This window comes from Mycobacterium sp. E3305, assembly GCF_001666785.1.
Classification (GTDB): Bacteria; Actinomycetota; Actinomycetes; order Mycobacteriales; family Mycobacteriaceae; genus Mycobacterium.
In genome coordinates this window covers 1-15,525 of record NZ_LZJA01000253.1, presented here as the reverse complement: position 1 = coordinate 15,525, position 15,525 = coordinate 1, and the positions used below count along the sequence as shown (strand labels likewise).

Sequence of the window (15,525 nt, the reverse complement as noted above, 5' to 3'; positions counted from 1 at the left end):
CCGTCAACGGCGCGGCCGTCGGCGCGGGTCTGAACCTCGCGTTGGCCGCCGATGTGCGCATCGCGGGCCCGGCGGCCCTGTTCGACGCGCGATTCCAGCAGCTGGGATTGCACCCCGGCGGCGGCGCGACCTGGATGCTGCAGCGGGCGGTGGGCCCCCAGGTCGCACGCGCGGCCTTGCTGTTCGGCATGCGTTTCGACGCCGAGTCCGCGGTGCGCCACGGCTTGGCGCTCGCCGTCGCCGACGATCCGGTTGCCGCGGCCATGGCGTTGGCCGCCGGGCCCGCGATGCGCACATCGGCGGCCAACGCGAGGTTCAGACCCGCGCCGACGGCCGCGCCGTTGACGGCGGCGATGGTGGGCAGCCGGCAGCCACCGATGGCCATGAAGCCGTCGTAGAGCTGCTGCAGGCCGGTCTCGGCTTTATCGCCGCCCGCGGCGCCGAGCGCGCTGAGGTCCGCGCCCGCGCAGAAGGCCTTGCCGGCGCCGGTGATCACCACCGCGTGCACCTCAGGATCGGCCTCGGCCTGTTCGACGGCGGCGCGGAGGCGCGCCGACATCTCGGCGGTCACCGCGTTACGCCGGTCGGGGTCGTTGACGGTGATCAGCGCGACGCGATTGTCGACGGTGGACAAGACGGGCTCGGATCGGGCCATCGGCACCTCCGCGGCTTGGGGTTTGACGGGTCCGGGGACATACGGATGCTGCGACTCCGGGCACGGTAAGGGTACTGCGCCGCCTGCGCAGGCATGGTCGTCGGTGCGCCCCTTTGCTGCGCTCAAGTCAATTAACGAAATCGTATTGCGTCTGCCCGCCGGTGATTTGCTTAACCGGGAGGACGCGAGTGCCATTGCGGCCCGGTCGAGTTTTCGAAGAATGGTTGCGCGACGCGATTGCGTTTTCGTTCGGCGGTGGGTGTTCTATCCCGCGTGTTTGATTACATGGCGATAATTAAGTGGCTTAATGGTGAAACTGCCTCGCCGCCGGATCCCTCGCCGGCGGCCTCACCCAGCCTCGGGCCGTGCCAACTTCTTGGCCAGCTGATCGAGCGCCGCTTGGCGACGTCGCACCGCACATACACGTTGGTCCCGCAGCGTCCCCTGCATCACCGTCTTTGGCAGCGTATCGTGCCGCAGCCTGGTGTTCGCGTAGTGGATTGCGGCATCGATCATTTCGATGTAACGCTCCGCCTCGTCGACGGCACACGTCCCCTCGATGCGCTGCACCTCGTCCCAGCACGGGTACGACGAGTACCTGGCATCGAGCCGTTGCTGTGATACCTGCAGACCGAAGTAACGGCGCCAGTCTCGGCTCAGCCACCCCCGCGTCTTGACCTCAACTTTGATCCTGTTGCCAAGGCCGGCTACGAACTTTGGTTCGCCAACTCGCACCACCGGTTGCCAGTCGTCCGACGTCACATCGACCACCCCTCGAATAGAGACGCCCTAAGTCATGATCCCCCTGCAGGCGTCATCTGCTCGCACGACACGCCAATTGTTATTCCTTAGCCGTCCAATTGGCAAACTTTGGGCGACGACGGCGCGGCGGCACTTGTTAAGAGCCATTTACGCCGCTGTGTATTCCGGCGGGGCGACCGGGCGCGTGGGGGCGTCAAGGAGCTTTTGAGAATCTGCCAAGGCCTACCGCCGATGCTGATGCCGGGCCGCACAGAAGGCCCAACCCATCCAAGGCATCGACGGCAGGAGCGCCCCATGCGAACCGTGGCGGAGAAGAACACGGACAAGAAAATCGGTTACATCCGCCTGGGGATTGTCTCTGCCGTGATCGCCGCCCTGATCGGGCTCGGTCTGGCTCTCATCGCCGCGAACAAGCCTGCGGCGGGTCACCCGTGTTCCATGCGGAATGTGACCTCCAAGGACGCCAGCGGCCATATGGTGTCGTGCGACCGCGCGACCGCCAGTAAGCGTGACCTCGTCTGGCAGCTCGCACCGGCGTCGTAGCGGTGGCCAGCGGTTGCACACGGCCCGTGTGATGGACGACGCTGGGGTGGGCCGGTCCGGTGCACGCTGACGAGGGGATGCGCGATGGCGAAGGTTCTGTTCGTGGTGACCGGCGCGAGCTACTGGACACTCAAGGACGGCACGCGGCATCCGACGGGCTATTGGGCCGAGGAATTCGCGGCCCCGTACCGCGAGCTCACCGGCTCCGGTCACCAGGTCGTGGTGGCCACACCGAAAGGCGTTGTCCCACACGTGGATGTGATGAGCCTGCGTCCGTCGATGGCCGGCAGCGAAGAGATCGCCCTAGAGCTGGAGGAGATCCTGCGATCGGCTGAGGAGGTGCGCCGCCCCATCGAGCTGGCCAGCGCCCGGGTCGACGATTACGACGCCGTCTACTACCCGGGCGGGCACGGCCCGATGGAGGACCTGTGGCAGGACGCCGACTCGGGCCGGCTGCTGATCGCGGCGCTCGCTTCCGGCAAGCCGCTGGCCATCGTCTGCCACGCGCCGGTTGCCATGATGGCTACCCGGCGAAACGGGGTTTCACCGTTCGCCGGCTACAAGGTCACGGCCTTCACCAACGACGAAGAGGACGGCGTCGGGCTGCTGGAAAAGGCGCGGTGGACGGCCGAGGACGAGCTGGTGAAGATGGGCGTCGACTTCTCGCGTGGCGAACGCTGGAAGCCCTACACGCTGAAGGACCGCAATCTGTTCACGGGCCAGAACCCCGCCTCCGCTGGGCCTTTGGCTAAGGAGTTCATGAAGGAACTCGGCTAGGGAGTGCCGGCGCCCCCGGCGTTCCACTTTCGCGCGGCCTAGCGCGGGTCCACACTTGGGGAATGACGGTATGTGATTGCAACGCCGACGCGCTGACCGCACCGCCCTCGCCCGGGGCGTCGATGTCGGCGCGGGTGGCGTGAGGGTGTCCGAACCGGAGCGGCGCGGCCCGCTGAGAGGCCTCTCGGACATCCGCGCGTTCTTCCACACGAACAAGGTCCCGCTGTTCTTCGTCTCGCCGACGCCGTTCAACTTGCTCGGCGTTGACCGCTGGATACGAAACTTCTTCTACCTGACCTACTTTGACTCGTTCGAGGGCACCCACTCGCGCGTGTTCGTGCCCCGGCGACGCGACCGGCGCGATTTCGATTCCATGGACGACGTCTGCAGCCACCTGCTGTCCGATCCCGAGACGCTCGAGTTCATCGCTGGCAAAGGTCCCGGCGGCAAGTGCTGCTTTGTGATGATGAACGAGGAGATCCAGGCCCTCGCCCGGTCGGCCGGCCTCGAAGTCATGCATCCGCCGATCGAGCTGCGCAATCGGCTGGGCTCCAAGATCGTGATGACGCGGCTGGCCGACGAGGCGGGGGTGCCCAGCGTGCCCAACACGATCGGGCGGGCCGGCTCCTACGACGAACTGTTGGCGCTCGCGGAAGGCTCCGGCTTGGGAGACGACCTGGTCATCTCGATCGCCTACGGCAACGCCGGCAGCGGGACGTTCTTCGTGCACGGTCAGCGCGACTGGGACCAGCATGCCGGCGACCTGGTCGGGCAGGACCTCAAGGTAATGAAGCGGATCCGCAACGTGGAGGTGTGCCTGGAGGGAGCCGTGACCCGCCACGGCACCGTGGTCGGACCCGCGATGACGAGCCTCGTCGGATATTCGGAGCTGACGCCGAGCCGCGGCAGCTGGTGCGGCAATGACATCTGGCACGAGGTGCTGCCACCCGCCCAGACGCACGCCGCGCGGGAAATGGTGACAAAGCTCGGCGACGTCATGCGCCGCGAGGGATACCTCGGCTACTTCGAAGTGGACCTGTTGCACGACCTCGACTCCGACGAGCTCTACCTCGGCGAGGTGAACCCACGCCTGAGTGGCGCCAGCCCGATGACGAACCTGACCACCGAGGCCTACGCCGACATGCCGCTGTTCCTCTTCCACCTGCTCGAGTACATGGACGTGGACTACGAGCTCGACATCGACGAGATCAACGCGCGCTGGGAGCGGGGCTACGGCGAGGACGAGGTCTGGGGCCAGGTGATCATCACCGAGACCTCGCCGGACATCGAGATCTTCACCGCGACGCCGCGGACCGGGGTTTGGCGCCTCGACGACGAAGGCCGGGTTTCCTTCTCGCGCACCGCAAACGACTGGGCCACGCTGCTCGATGGCTCCGAGGCTTTCTACATGCGGGTCGCGGCGCCCGGCGACTTACGGTCCGAGGGCGCCCAACTCGGCGTGCTCGTCACCCGCTCGCACCTGCAGACCGACGACTATCAGCTGAGCGACCGCTGCCAGCGCTGGGTCAAGGGCATGAAGGCGAAGTTCACCTCGACGCCCCTGACGCCGGCCGCGCCGATCGTCTCTCGGCTCGTCGCGCGCGCGTGAGCGCCCCGGCCGGTATCTCCCTGGACAACTGGCTGGCGGCGCCCTATTCGCATTGGTCGTTCCAGCATGTCGAAGATTTCGTGCCGACGGCGTTGATCCCGCGCGGGACGGGGCCGGTCGCCGCGTTGCCCGCCGCCGGCGCTCCGGTGGCCGAGATCGGCCTGGCCGGGACCGACGGGTCGGCCACCACCGTCGGCGCGGTCATGGCCGCCACGGCAACCGACGGGTGGGCCGTCGCCCACCGCGGGTCGCTGGTGGCCGAGCAGTACCTCCACGTCATGGCGCCAAACACCCGGCACCTGTTGTTCTCGGTGAGCAAGTCGCTGGTGGGCGCCGTCGCGGGCGCGCTGCACGAGGCCGGCGCGATCGAGCTTGACGCGCCGGTCACGGCGTACGTTCCCGACCTGGCGACGTGTGGCTACGCCGGTGCGACGGTGCGCCACTTGCTGGACATGAGGTCGGGTATCAAGTTTTCCGAAAACTACGACGATCCGGCCGCCGAGATTCACCTGCTTGACCAGGCGATGGGGTGGGCGCCGCGGCGGAACGCGGATGCTCCCGCCACGTTGCGTGAGTTCCTGCTGACGCTGCGGCAGAAGTCGGTGCACGGCGGCCCGTTCGAGTACCGCTCGTGTGAAACGGACGTACTCGGCTGGATCTGTGAGGCCGCCGGCGGACAACGCATGCCGGAGCTGATGTCGGAATTGCTGTGGAGCCGCATCGGCGCCGAGTACGACGCCACCATCGCCGTCGACCCGGCCGGCACCGGTTTCTTCGACGGCGGCGTCAACGCCTGCCTGACCGACCTGATCCGGTTCGGTTCGCTGTTCCTGCGTGACGGGGTCTCGTTGACCGGCCAACAAGTGGTACCGGCGGCGTGGCTCGCCGACACCTTCGACGGTGGGCCCGACTCGCGGGAGGCGTTCGCCGCCAGCCCCGACCACGACACCGACCTGCCCGGCGGGATGTACCGCAACCAGATGTGGTTCCCCTACCCGGGTGCCAATGTCGTGTTGTGCCTGGGCATGTGCGGCCAGATGGTCTACGTCAACCGGGCGGCGGAGGTGGTCGCCGCCAAGGTGTCCACCCAGCCCCACTCGCACGAGCCGCACATGTTGGACACGTTGCGCGCGTTCGATGCGGTGGCGAACGAACTGGCCGGAGTCACCGGTTAGCTGGCCCGTCAGGTGTGGACGATAAAGCCCGCTTCGGTGTAGGGCGCTGGATCCGAGGGATCGTTGACCGTGATGTACAGGTCCCCGGCTGTGGGCATAACGAAGCCGACGAACCCATGAGTGCTCTGCCCGTCGTGCAGGCCGCCCGATTGCAGCGGGGGCATCTTGTCGAACCTCTGGAAGTCGACCGCAGACGTTGCCGGTTCGGGCGCATTGTCGGTATGAGTCATCGGCTGGTCGCCGCCGCCGTATCCGGCGAAGACGTGATCGCGGTCGAATTGGAAGAACTGATGGGACGTCGCGGTGACGGTCAACTCCACTACCGTGCAACCGGGGTCAGACGCCGGATTGGCAAAATGAGAGGCGCACCCGGGCGGTAACCGCGTCGCACTGTCGACGGTGATGTCCGCGGTCGCACCGTCGGCCGCCCGCGCATGCGCGGGCACTCCGAGCTGACCGATCGGAAACGGTGGATTCTCGGGCGCGGGGTCGGCCGAACCGACGGGACACGAGTATGCGGCGATCGCCACCGCGACCGCGGGTGCGGCAATTACGGATTCCGCGCGCACCCTCGGTGGTTACCCGCAACGCCGCCGCACCAAAACGCCTCTGACCAGTCGTCTGGCCGGCACCAATTAGGAAGTTTGACCTCGGGCCGGAACTGAGCCGTCAACCATCAGCCGAGGTCATACCGGTCGGAGTGCCCCCGGCACGACTCGAACGTGCGACCTAGGGATTAGAAGGCCCTTGCTCTATCCACCTGAGCTACGGAGGCAATGTGCAGGTCAGTCTATTCCAACGGCGTGTCGCGCCACGACTCGCCGCCGCGGCGCGCGTGAAAAGCGTTCGCGCACCGCATGTATCGGCTATGGTTGGGACCCTCGACACACGTAGAACACCGGCCGGTCATCGGCCGTTCACCGCAACGGAGCGTGTGCATAACGTCGAGGGGTGGCGTTGTTATGAGCGTGACCACGCACTTGACTTCACGGTGCTCGTGGGCCAGTAACCAGGCCTCACGCCTGGCGGCCGATGCGATGGACGCCTACCGGGCCGGCACGCTGTTGCTGCGCGGCTCGCCGTTCGCGCTGGGCTGTCTCGCCGGCTGGCTGTCCACGGAGTTTCCCCCGCACGTCCTGACCGGCCACGCGCTGTCGCGCGTCTCGCACCCGTCGATCGGCCGCGTCGGCGCCGCCTGGGCGGCGCAGCGGGCGGATCGGGCCCTCACCTCCGCGCTTGAGGAGTCCTTCGGCCCGGACTTCCGCGAGCAGGTGTGCCACCCGGGCGCCACCCAGCCCGTCTGCGCCCCGCGCGGCGGCATGCTGGGCCGGCCCGGGCCGCACCGCCGCTACGCCGCGCAGACCTCGAACATCTCCTACGGCCCGGGCGGCCGCGACAATCTGCTCGACGTCTGGCGGCGCCACGACCTCGCACCGGGGCGGCGGGCGCCGGTGCTGATCCAGGTTCCGGGCGGGGCGTGGACCGTCGGCGACAAACGGGTGCAGGCCTACACGCTGATGAGCCGCATGGCCGAACTCGGCTGGATCTGCGTCTCGATCAACTACTGCAAGAGCCCGCGTGCCACGTTCCCCGCGCACCTCATCGACGTGAAGCGGGCGATCGCGTGGGTCCGCCAGAACATCGCGGACTACGGCGGCGACCCCGACTTCATCGCGATCACCGGCGGGTCGGCCGGTGGACACCTGGCCTCCCTGGCGGCGCTCACCCCGAACGACCCGGCGTTTCAGCCCGGGTTCGAAGAGGCCGACACGACGGTCCAGGCCGTCGCCCCCTACTACGGCGTGTACGACTTCACCGACTTCGACAACATGCACCCGCTGATGCTGCCGTTCCTGGAGCAGTTCGTGCTGAAGGCCCGCCACGACGACCAGCCCGAGCGGTTCGAGGCGGCGTCGCCGGTGTCCTACGTGCACGGTGAAGCGCCGCCCTTCTTCGTCCTGCACGGCGAGAAGGACGAAGTGGTGCCCAGCGGCCAGGCCCGAACCTTCTGCGCGGCGTTGCGCGCGGCCGGCGCCGCGACGGTGGCCCACGCCGAGCTCGCCAACGCGCACCACGCGTTCGACATCCTTTCGACGGTCCGATCGCGGCTGGCCGCCGACGCCGTCGCCGATTTCCTTGGCGTCATCTACGGCCGGCGCGTCAGCTCGCTGCTGGACACGGTGCCGCTGACCGCCACGTCGGCCAGCTGAGTCGCCATCGCCGTACGGCCCGACCGCTCCTTTCACCAGCGCGGCAACCCGACTAGCGTTGTGGTGGCAATTGGGTGGGTGGGTCCTAGGCAGGAGGCTTGATCGACGGTGACAAGGTTGGCGCATCGGGCGGATGGCGATGACTGAGTCCGAGGTCGTGAAGTTGTCCGACCAGCTGGGACCGGTCGACTATCTGATGCATCGGGGCGAAGCGAATCCCCGGACCCGCTCGGGGATCATGGCGCTGGAGCTCCTCGACACCACGCCGGACTGGGACAAGTTCCTGACGCGGTTCGAAAACGCCTCCCGGCGGGTGTTGCGGTTGCGGCAGAAGGTGGTCGTGCCGACGCTGCCGACGGCGTCACCGCGGTGGGTGGTGGACCCCGATTTCAACCTCGAATTCCATGTGCGCCGCATGCGGGTGGCCGAACCCGGCACGCTGCGCGACGTGTTCAACCTCGCCGAGGTGATCCTGCAGTCGCCGATGGACATCTCCCGGCCGCTGTGGACCGCCACCCTGGTCGAGGGTTTGGCCGGCGGAAAGGCCGCGACCCTGCTGCACGTCAGCCACGCCGTCACCGACGGCGTCGGCGGGGTGCAGATGTTCGCCGAAATCTATGACCTCGAACGCGATCCGCCGGCCAAACCGACGCCCCCGCTGCCCATCCCGCAGGACCTCACGGCCAACGACCTGATGCGGCAAGGCATCAACCACCTGCCCACCGCCGTGGTCGGTGGCGTCCTGAGCGCCGTGTCCGGGGCGGTCTCGGCGGCCGGGCGGGCGGTCCTGGAACCGGGCGCCACGGTGTCGGGGATCGTCGGCTACGCCATGTCGGGGATGCGGGTGCTCAACCGGGCGGCCGAGCCGTCGCCGCTGCTGCGGCGGCGCAGCCTGGCCACCCGCACCGAAGCGATCGACATCCCGCTCTCCGATCTGCACAAGGCCGCCAAAGCCGGCGGCGGATCGATCAACGACGCCTACCTGGCCGGCCTCTGCGGCGCCCTGCGGCGCTACCACGAGGCGCTCGGTGTGCCGATCAGCACGCTGCCGATGGCGGTCCCGGTGAACTTGCGGGCCGACGCCGACACGGCCGGCGGCAACCGGTTCACCGGTGTCAACCTGGCCGCGCCCGTCGGCACCGTCGATCCGGTTTCGCGGATGAAGAAGATCCGCGCGCAGATGACGCAACGCCGCGACGAACCGGCGATGAACATCATCGGTTCGGTCGCACCGCTGCTCAGCGTCCTGCCGACCGCGGTCCTCGAGGGCATCACCGGCTCGGTGATCGGATCTGACGTGCAGGCCAGCAACGTCCCGGTGTACCCCGGGGATACCTACATCGCCGGTGCAAAGGTGTTGCGGCAGTACGGCATCGGCCCACTGCCGGGCGTCGCGATGATGGTGGTGCTGATCTCGCGGGGCGGTTGGTGCACCATCACCGTGCGCTACGACAGGGCGTCGGTGCGCAACGAACCGCTGTTCGCCCAATGCCTGCTCGAGGGCTTCGACGAAATTCTGGCGCTCGCGGGTGATTCGGCACCCCGCGCGGTGCCCGCCTCGTTCGCCGAACCGGCGACCTCCGCACGGACGGCGTCGGGCTCATGAGCGCCGCGAAAGACCAGGGAGCCGACGGCGGCGCGACCGGGGACATGCGGCTGCCGGGCTCGGTCGCCGAAATCATGGCCAGCCCACCGGGTCCCAAGATCGGGGCGTTCTTCGACCTGGACGGGACGCTGGTGGCCGGGTTCACCGCGGTGATCCTCACCCAGGAGCGGCTGCTGCGCCGTGACATGGGGGTGGGCGAACTGCTCGGCATGGTTCAGGCCGGCCTGAGCCACACGCTCGGGCGCATCGAGTTCGAGGATCTCATCGGCAAGGCCGCCGCCGCGTTGGCCGGCCGCTTGCTCGACGATTTGGAGGAGATCGGCGAGCGACTGTTCGTACAGCGGATCGAGTCGCGGATCTACCCGGAGATGCGCGAGTTGGTCCGGGCGCACGTGGCGCGTGGCCACACCGTGGTGCTCAGCTCGTCGGCGCTGACCATCCAGGTCAACCCGGTGGCGCGGTTCCTCGGTATCTCCAACATGCTCACCAATAAGTTCGAGACCACCGAAGACGGCATCCTCACCGGCGGCGTGCAGAAGCCGATCCTGTGGGGGCCGGGCAAAGCCGCTGCGGTGCAACGGTTTGCGGCCGAGAACGGCATCGACCTGAAGGACAGTTACTTCTACGCCGACGGGGACGAGGACGTCGCGCTGATGTATCTGGTCGGCAACCCGCGGCCGACCAACCCCGAGGGCAAGATGGCCGCGGTGGCCAAGCGCCGCGGCTGGCCGATCCTGCGGTTCAACAGCCGGGGTCCGGTCGGTCTGCGCCGCCAGATCCGCACCCTGGCCGGATTCGGTTCGATGTTCCCGGTCGCCGCCGGCGCCGTGGGCATCGGCGTGCTGACCCGGAATCGGCGCCGCGGCGTCAACTTCTTCACCTCCACCTTCTCGCAGCTGTCCCTGGCGATCGCCGGCGTTCAGCTCAACGTCATCGGCCAGGAGAACCTGACCGCACAGCGGCCCGCGGTGTTCATCTTCAATCACCGCAACCAGGTCGACCCGGTGATCGCCGGGGCATTGGTGCGCGACAACTGGATCGGCGTGGGCAAGAAGGAGCTGCAAAAGGACCCGATCATGGGCACGCTCGGCAGGCTGCTCGACGGGGTGTTCATCGACCGGGACGACCCCGCCGCGGCCATGGAGACGATGCACGAGGTCGAAGACCGCGCCAGGAAAGGGCTTTCGATCGTGATCGCCCCGGAAGGCACCCGGGTCGACACCACCGAGGTCGGGCCGTTCAAGAAGGGGCCGTTCCGCCTCGCCATGGCGGCCGGGATCCCGATCGTCCCGATCGTGATCCGCAACGCCGAGCTGGTCGCCGCCAGGAACTCCACGGTCATCAACCCCGGCACGGTCGACGTCGCGGTGTTCCCGCCGATCTCGGTGCAGGACTGGACCGTCGAGAATCTGCCGGAGCGCATCGCCGAGGTCCGGCAGCTGTATTTGGACACGCTGGCCAATTGGCCGATCGACGAGCTGCCCGAGGTCGACCTGCACGCGGAGAAGAAGTCGTCTGCAAAGACCAAGGCGCCCGCGAAAAAGACTGCGGCTAAAGCCGGTTCGAAGTCACCGGCAAGAAAAGCGCCGGCGAAGAAGGCCGCCTCGAAATCCAAGCCGGCCAAGGCGGATCCCCACGAGTCTCAGGCCGTCCTCAAAGACGGTGAGGCGCAACGGCCCGCCCAGGCGGCCGCCGGTGCCGAGCCGCCGGAATCCCCGCCCGAAGGGCGGCCGTGACCGAACCGGCCGCGGATACCACCGCGGTGCTCACCGGCCAAGACTCGCTGGTATTGGCGTCCATGGCGTCGCCGGTGGAGAGGGAACTGGTGACGGCCTGGATGGCGCAACAGCGCGCCGACCGGCCCGAGGCGAGATTCGACGTCCTGGAGCTGCCGCCGCCCAACGCGCCGGCCGGCGCGCTCGCCGCGCTGATCGAGCAGCTCGAGGCTGCCAACGACGCCAACGACGACCGTGCGGTCGTGCCGGTGCGGGTGTTCTGGTTGCCGCCGCCCAATCGCGGCAGGATCGCGAAGCTGGCCGGCCTGCTGCCCGGCCGGGACCCCTACCATCCCAACGAGCGTCAGCAACTGCAGATCATGCGCAACGCGCCCCAGCGGGCGCGAGTGGTGGCAGGCGAACCGGCCAAAGTCTCCGAACTGCGCCAGCAGTGGCGCGAGATCACCGTCGGGGAGAACTCGTGCGACTTCGCCCGGTTCGTCATCCGCCGCGCTCTGCTTGCGCTGGAACGCGTCGAGTACCGAATCCTGGGGCCGCAGTACAAATCTCCGCGACTGGTGAAGCCGGAGATCTTGGAGTCCAGCCGATTTCGAGCCGGGCTGAAGACGATCCCCGGCGCCACCGTCGACGAAGCGGGCGAGATGCTCGACGAACTCGCCACCGGCTGGAGCCGGGTGTCGGTCGACCTGGTCGGCGTCCTGGGGAGGGCGCTCAGCCGCGGATTCGACCCCGAGATCGACTACGACGGCTACCAGGTCGCCGCGATGCGCGCCGCCCTGGAAACCCACCCCGCAGTGCTGTTGTTCTCGCACCGCTCCTACATCGACGGCGCGGTGGTGCCGGTGGCGATGCAGGAGAACCGGCTTCCGCCCGTGCACGTGTTCGCCGGCATCAACTTGTCATTCGGTGCGATGGGGCCGCTGTTGCGCCGGTCCGGCGTCATCTTCATCCGCCGCAACATCGGCGACAACCCGCTCTACAAGTACGTGCTGCGCGAATACGTCGGTTACATCGTCGAAAAGCGGTTCAACCTGAGTTGGTCCATCGAGGGCACGCGGTCGCGCACCGGCAAGATGCTGCCCCCGAAGCTGGGCCTGCTCGCCTACGTCGCCGACGCCTACCTGGATGGGCGCAGCGAAGACATCCTGCTGCAGCCGGTGTCCATCAGCTTCGATCAGCTGCACGAGACCGCCGAGTATGCGGCCTACGCCCGGGGCGGCGAGAAGACGCCCGAAGGCGTGGGCTGGCTCTACAACTTCATCCGCGCGCAGGGCGAACGCAACTACGGCAAGATCTACGTCCGCTTCCCCGAAGCCGTTTCGATGCGCCAGTACCTGGGCCCGACGCACGGCCCGCTGGTCCAGGACCAGGACGCCAAACGACTTGCGCTGCAGAAGATGTCGTTCGAGGTCGCGTGGCGGATATTGCAGGCGACGCCGGTGACGGCCACCGGCCTGGTATGCGCGCTGCTGCTGACCACCCGCGGCGCGGCGTTGACGCTCGGTCAGCTTCACCACACCCTGCAGGATTCGCTGGACTACCTGGAACGCAAGCAAAACCCGATGTCGACGAGCGCGTTGCGGCTGCGCTCGCGCGACGGCGTGCGCGCGGCGGTCGACGCGTTGTCCAACGGGCACCCGATCACCCGGGTCGACGGTGGACGGGAGCCGGTGTGGCGCATCGCCCCCGACGAGCAGCACGCGGCCGCGTTCTACCGCAATTCGCTGATCCACGCGTTCCTGGAGACCTCGATCGTCGAGCTCGCGCTGGCGCATGCGCGGCACGTCGAGGGTGACCGCATGCGGGCCTTCTGGGATCAGGCGATGCGGCTGCGCGACCTGTTGAAGTTCGACTTCTACTTCGCGGACTCGGCGGCGTTTCGGGAAAACATCGCCGAAGAGATGGCCTGGCACGACGATTGGGAAGGCCATGTCACCGCGGGCGGCGAAGAGATCGACGCGCTGTTGTTCTCCAAGCGGCCGTTGATGGCTGACGCGATGCTGCGGGTGTTCTTCGAGGCCTATGAGATCGTCGCCGACGTGCTGCGCGACGCGCCGGCCGACGTCGGCCAGAAGGAGTTGACGGAGTCGGCACTGGGCGTGGGGCGCCAGTATGTGGCGCAGACGCGGGTGCGCAGCAGCGAATCGGTGTCGACGTTGCTGTTCGCCACCGCGTATCAGGTCGTCGCCGACCAGGATCTGGTCGCGCCGGGCCCGGACCTCTCCGAACGCCGGGGCGCGTTCGGGGAGGAACTGAGGGGCATCCTGCGGGACTCCGATTACATCGGGCGGATCGCGCGTAATCAGTTCGTCGCCCGCGAGGCCAAGGCCCGCGAGGAGCGCCTGGCTCGGTAGTCGCGGATCCGCGCCCATACCCTGGTTGTATGACGGTCGACCGGTCCGTGACCACACCACGCGCGCTGGTGTGGCCGCTGCTGATCGGCGTCGCGTTGCTGGCGGGATGCACGGCGGCCGGTATCGGGGCGCTGTCGCTGGCCGACGCGCTGACCGCCACCGGGTTGCCGGACCCGGGCCCGACGACCACGTTGGGGCTGCCGTTCGTCCGGGCCGCGGGGGAGTTCGCCGCGGTGCTGGCCGTGGGGTCCTTTCTGTTCGCGGCTTTCCTGGTGCCACCGCAACGCAGCGGCGTCCTGGACGCCGACGGGTACCGGGCGCTTCGGCTGGGCACGGTGGCGTCCGGGGTCTGGGCGGTGTGCGCGGCGCTGCTGGTGCCGCTGACCATCTCCGACGTGTCGGGGCGACCGTTGGTCGCGCTGCTCGACCCGGCACGGATCTGGTCGGTGGCCGGGCTGGTCACCACCGCCTCCGCGTGGCGCTGGACCGCGGCGCTGGCGGCGCTGGTGATGCTGGCGAGCCTGGCGGTGCTGCGCTGGTCGTGGACGCCGCTGCTGTTCGCCGGCTCGTTGCTGACCCTGCTGCCCTTGGGACTGACGGGCCACTCGTCGGCAGGCGGGTCGCACGACCTGGCCACCAACAGCCTGCTGATCCACCTCGTGGCCGCCGGTGTCTGGGCCGGTGGCCTGCTCGCGTTGGCCGCCTACGGGCTGCGCGGCGGGGGACACGTCGCATTGGCGGCCCGGCGGTTCTCCGCGATCGCGCTGTGGTGCTGGGTCGCGATGGCGCTGAGCGGTGTGATGAACGCCGTGGTGCGGGTGCCGCTCGGCGACCTGGTCACCACCGAATACGGGCGCCTGGTGATCGCCAAGTTCCTCGCTTTGTGCGCGCTCGGGGTCATCGGCTGGCGCCAGCGGCGCATCGCCGTCGCGCGGCTGCAAGCCGAACCGGCCGACTCCGGCGGCCGCCGCGCCCTGCTCCGGCTGGCGCTCGCCGAGGCCGCGGTCTTCGGCCTCACCTTCGGCGTCGCCGTCGGGCTGGGCCGCACCCCGCCACCACCGCCGCCGAGCCGGCTGCCCTCGATTCCCGAAGCCGAGATCGGCTACGACTTCAACGGCCCGCCCACCGCGGCCCGCATCCTGTTCGACTGGCGATTCGACCTGATCTTCGGCAGCGCCGCGATCGTCTTCGCCGCGCTCTACGTGGCCGCGGTGGTGCGTCTGCGCCGCCGCGGCGACGCCTGGCCGCCGGGCCGGACGGCGTCCTGGCTGCTGGGCTGCCTGGCGTTGCTGTTCGTCACCTCGTCGGGCGTCGGCCGCTACATGCCGGCGATGTTCAGCGTCCACATGGTCGCCCACATGGGCCTGTCGATGCTGGTGCCGATCCTGCTGGTGCTCGGCGCCCCGGTGAGCCTGGCCCTGCGTGCGTTGCCCGCCGCCGGCCGCGACGAACCGCCCGGCATGCGGGAATGGCTGCTGGCCGCGCTGCACAGCCGCCTATCGCGGTTCCTCACCAACCCGGTCGTCGCCACCGTGCTCTTCGTCGCCGGCTTCTACGGGCTGTACCTGTCGAACTTGTTCGACATCGCCGTCGGCAGTCACGCGGGCCATCTCGCGATGAACGTCCACTTCCTGCTCAGCGGCTACCTCTTCTACTGGATCGTCATCGGCGTCGACCCCACCCCGCGACCGATCCCGCCGCTGGCCAAGGTGGGCGTGGTGTTCGCCTCGCTGCCGCTGCACGCGTTCTTCGGGGTGGTGCTGATGGGCACCCGCAGGGTGCTCGGCGCCGACTATTACCGCTCGCTCGGTTTGAGCTGGCACACCGACCTGCTGGGGGACCAGCGGCTGGGCGGCGGCATTGCCTGGGCGGCCGGCGAACTGCCCCTGGTGATCGTGATGCTCGCGCTGCTGGTGCAGTGGGCCCGCAGCGACGACCGCACCGCCCGGCGGCTCGACCGCGCCGCCGACCGTGACGACGACGCCGAGCTGGTCGCCTACAACGCGATGCTGGCCGAGCTGGCGCGCCGTGACACGCCGGGACATGCAAAGCCGCTCTGACAACGTACGAATTCGTCTATCCAGCAACCTGTTTCGGG

The 15,525-nt window shown here is 68.5% G+C and carries 11 protein-coding genes, 1 tRNA gene and 2 pseudogenes; 10 read left to right on the top strand and 4 right to left on the bottom strand.

Features of this window, described 5'->3' with window-relative positions; genetic code table 11:
• Positions 1–53 precede the first annotated feature (53 nt).
• Positions 54–185: pseudogene (locus A5701_RS29420) on the top strand (enoyl-CoA hydratase); the annotation flags it as partial.
• Positions 186–271: 86 nt separating this feature from the next.
• On the opposite strand, the pseudogene A5701_RS23040 reads toward A5701_RS29420, so the two are convergent.
• Both A5701_RS23040 and A5701_RS23035 read right to left on the bottom strand, forming a co-directional pair.
• A pseudogene (locus tag A5701_RS23040) lies at positions 272–655 on the bottom strand (enoyl-CoA hydratase-related protein); the annotation flags it as partial.
• 348 nt (positions 656–1,003) lie between these two features.
• Positions 1,004–1,417 (bottom strand): hypothetical protein, encoded by a 414-nt coding sequence (locus A5701_RS23035; RefSeq protein WP_067759614.1) that lies wholly within the window; start codon positions 1,415–1,417, stop codon positions 1,004–1,006.
• A gap of 294 nt (positions 1,418–1,711) precedes the next feature.
• On the opposite strand from A5701_RS23035, the gene A5701_RS23030 reads away from it, so the two are divergent.
• The 4 genes from A5701_RS23030 to A5701_RS23015 all read left to right on the top strand — a co-directional run bounded on the left by A5701_RS23030 (position 1,712) and on the right by A5701_RS23015 (position 5,521).
• Entirely contained in the window at positions 1,712–1,960 is a 249-nt protein-coding gene (locus A5701_RS23030; RefSeq protein ID WP_067759609.1) for a hypothetical protein, read from the top strand.
• Positions 1,961–2,044: 84 nt separating this feature from the next.
• Positions 2,045–2,737, top strand: coding sequence for a type 1 glutamine amidotransferase domain-containing protein (locus A5701_RS23025; protein ID WP_067759602.1), 693 nt, complete (start codon positions 2,045–2,047; stop codon positions 2,735–2,737).
• 139 nt (positions 2,738–2,876) lie between these two features.
• Positions 2,877–4,346: a biotin carboxylase gene (locus A5701_RS23020; protein WP_067759595.1), complete on the top strand. Its 1,470-nt coding sequence runs from the start codon at positions 2,877–2,879 to the stop codon at positions 4,344–4,346.
• A complete protein-coding gene (locus tag A5701_RS23015; protein ID WP_067759589.1) occupies positions 4,343–5,521 on the top strand; it encodes a serine hydrolase domain-containing protein in 1,179 nt (392 codons plus the stop codon). Before A5701_RS23020 ends, A5701_RS23015 begins: the two co-directional genes overlap by 4 nt.
• A gap of 8 nt (positions 5,522–5,529) precedes the next feature.
• Here A5701_RS23015 and A5701_RS29085 read toward each other — a convergent pair whose 3' ends face one another.
• Positions 5,530–5,841 carry a hypothetical protein gene (locus tag A5701_RS29085; RefSeq protein ID WP_082954956.1) on the bottom strand — a complete coding sequence of 104 codons (312 nt, stop codon included), beginning with the start codon at positions 5,839–5,841 and terminating at the stop codon, positions 5,530–5,532.
• 381 nt (positions 5,842–6,222) lie between these two features.
• Positions 6,223–6,296, bottom strand: a tRNA-Arg gene (locus tag A5701_RS23005).
• A 187-nt stretch (positions 6,297–6,483) separates the two neighbouring features.
• Between A5701_RS23005 and A5701_RS23000 the strand changes: the two genes are divergently transcribed.
• From A5701_RS23000 to A5701_RS22980, 5 genes are all read left to right on the top strand, one after another.
• Positions 6,484–7,731, top strand: a complete 1,248-nt coding sequence (locus A5701_RS23000) for an alpha/beta hydrolase (RefSeq protein ID WP_067759580.1) — start codon at positions 6,484–6,486, stop codon at positions 7,729–7,731.
• A gap of 139 nt (positions 7,732–7,870) precedes the next feature.
• Positions 7,871–9,337: a wax ester/triacylglycerol synthase family O-acyltransferase gene (locus A5701_RS22995; protein WP_156670231.1), complete on the top strand. Its 1,467-nt coding sequence runs from the start codon at positions 7,871–7,873 to the stop codon at positions 9,335–9,337.
• Positions 9,334–11,073, top strand: a complete 1,740-nt coding sequence (locus tag A5701_RS22990) for an HAD-IB family hydrolase/lysophospholipid acyltransferase family protein (protein WP_067759573.1) — start codon at positions 9,334–9,336, stop codon at positions 11,071–11,073. The genes A5701_RS22995 and A5701_RS22990 overlap by 4 nt, the downstream gene beginning before the upstream one ends.
• Complete coding sequence (locus tag A5701_RS22985; RefSeq protein ID WP_067759567.1) at positions 11,070–13,427, top strand: glycerol-3-phosphate 1-O-acyltransferase; 2,358 nt, start codon at positions 11,070–11,072, stop codon at positions 13,425–13,427. The genes A5701_RS22990 and A5701_RS22985 overlap by 4 nt, the downstream gene beginning before the upstream one ends.
• Positions 13,428–13,456: 29 nt before the next feature.
• The gene (locus A5701_RS22980; RefSeq protein WP_067759563.1) at positions 13,457–15,487 is read left to right on the top strand and encodes a cytochrome c oxidase assembly protein; all 2,031 of its coding nucleotides are present in this window, start codon (positions 13,457–13,459) and stop codon (positions 15,485–15,487) included.
• Positions 15,488–15,525 lie beyond the last annotated feature (38 nt).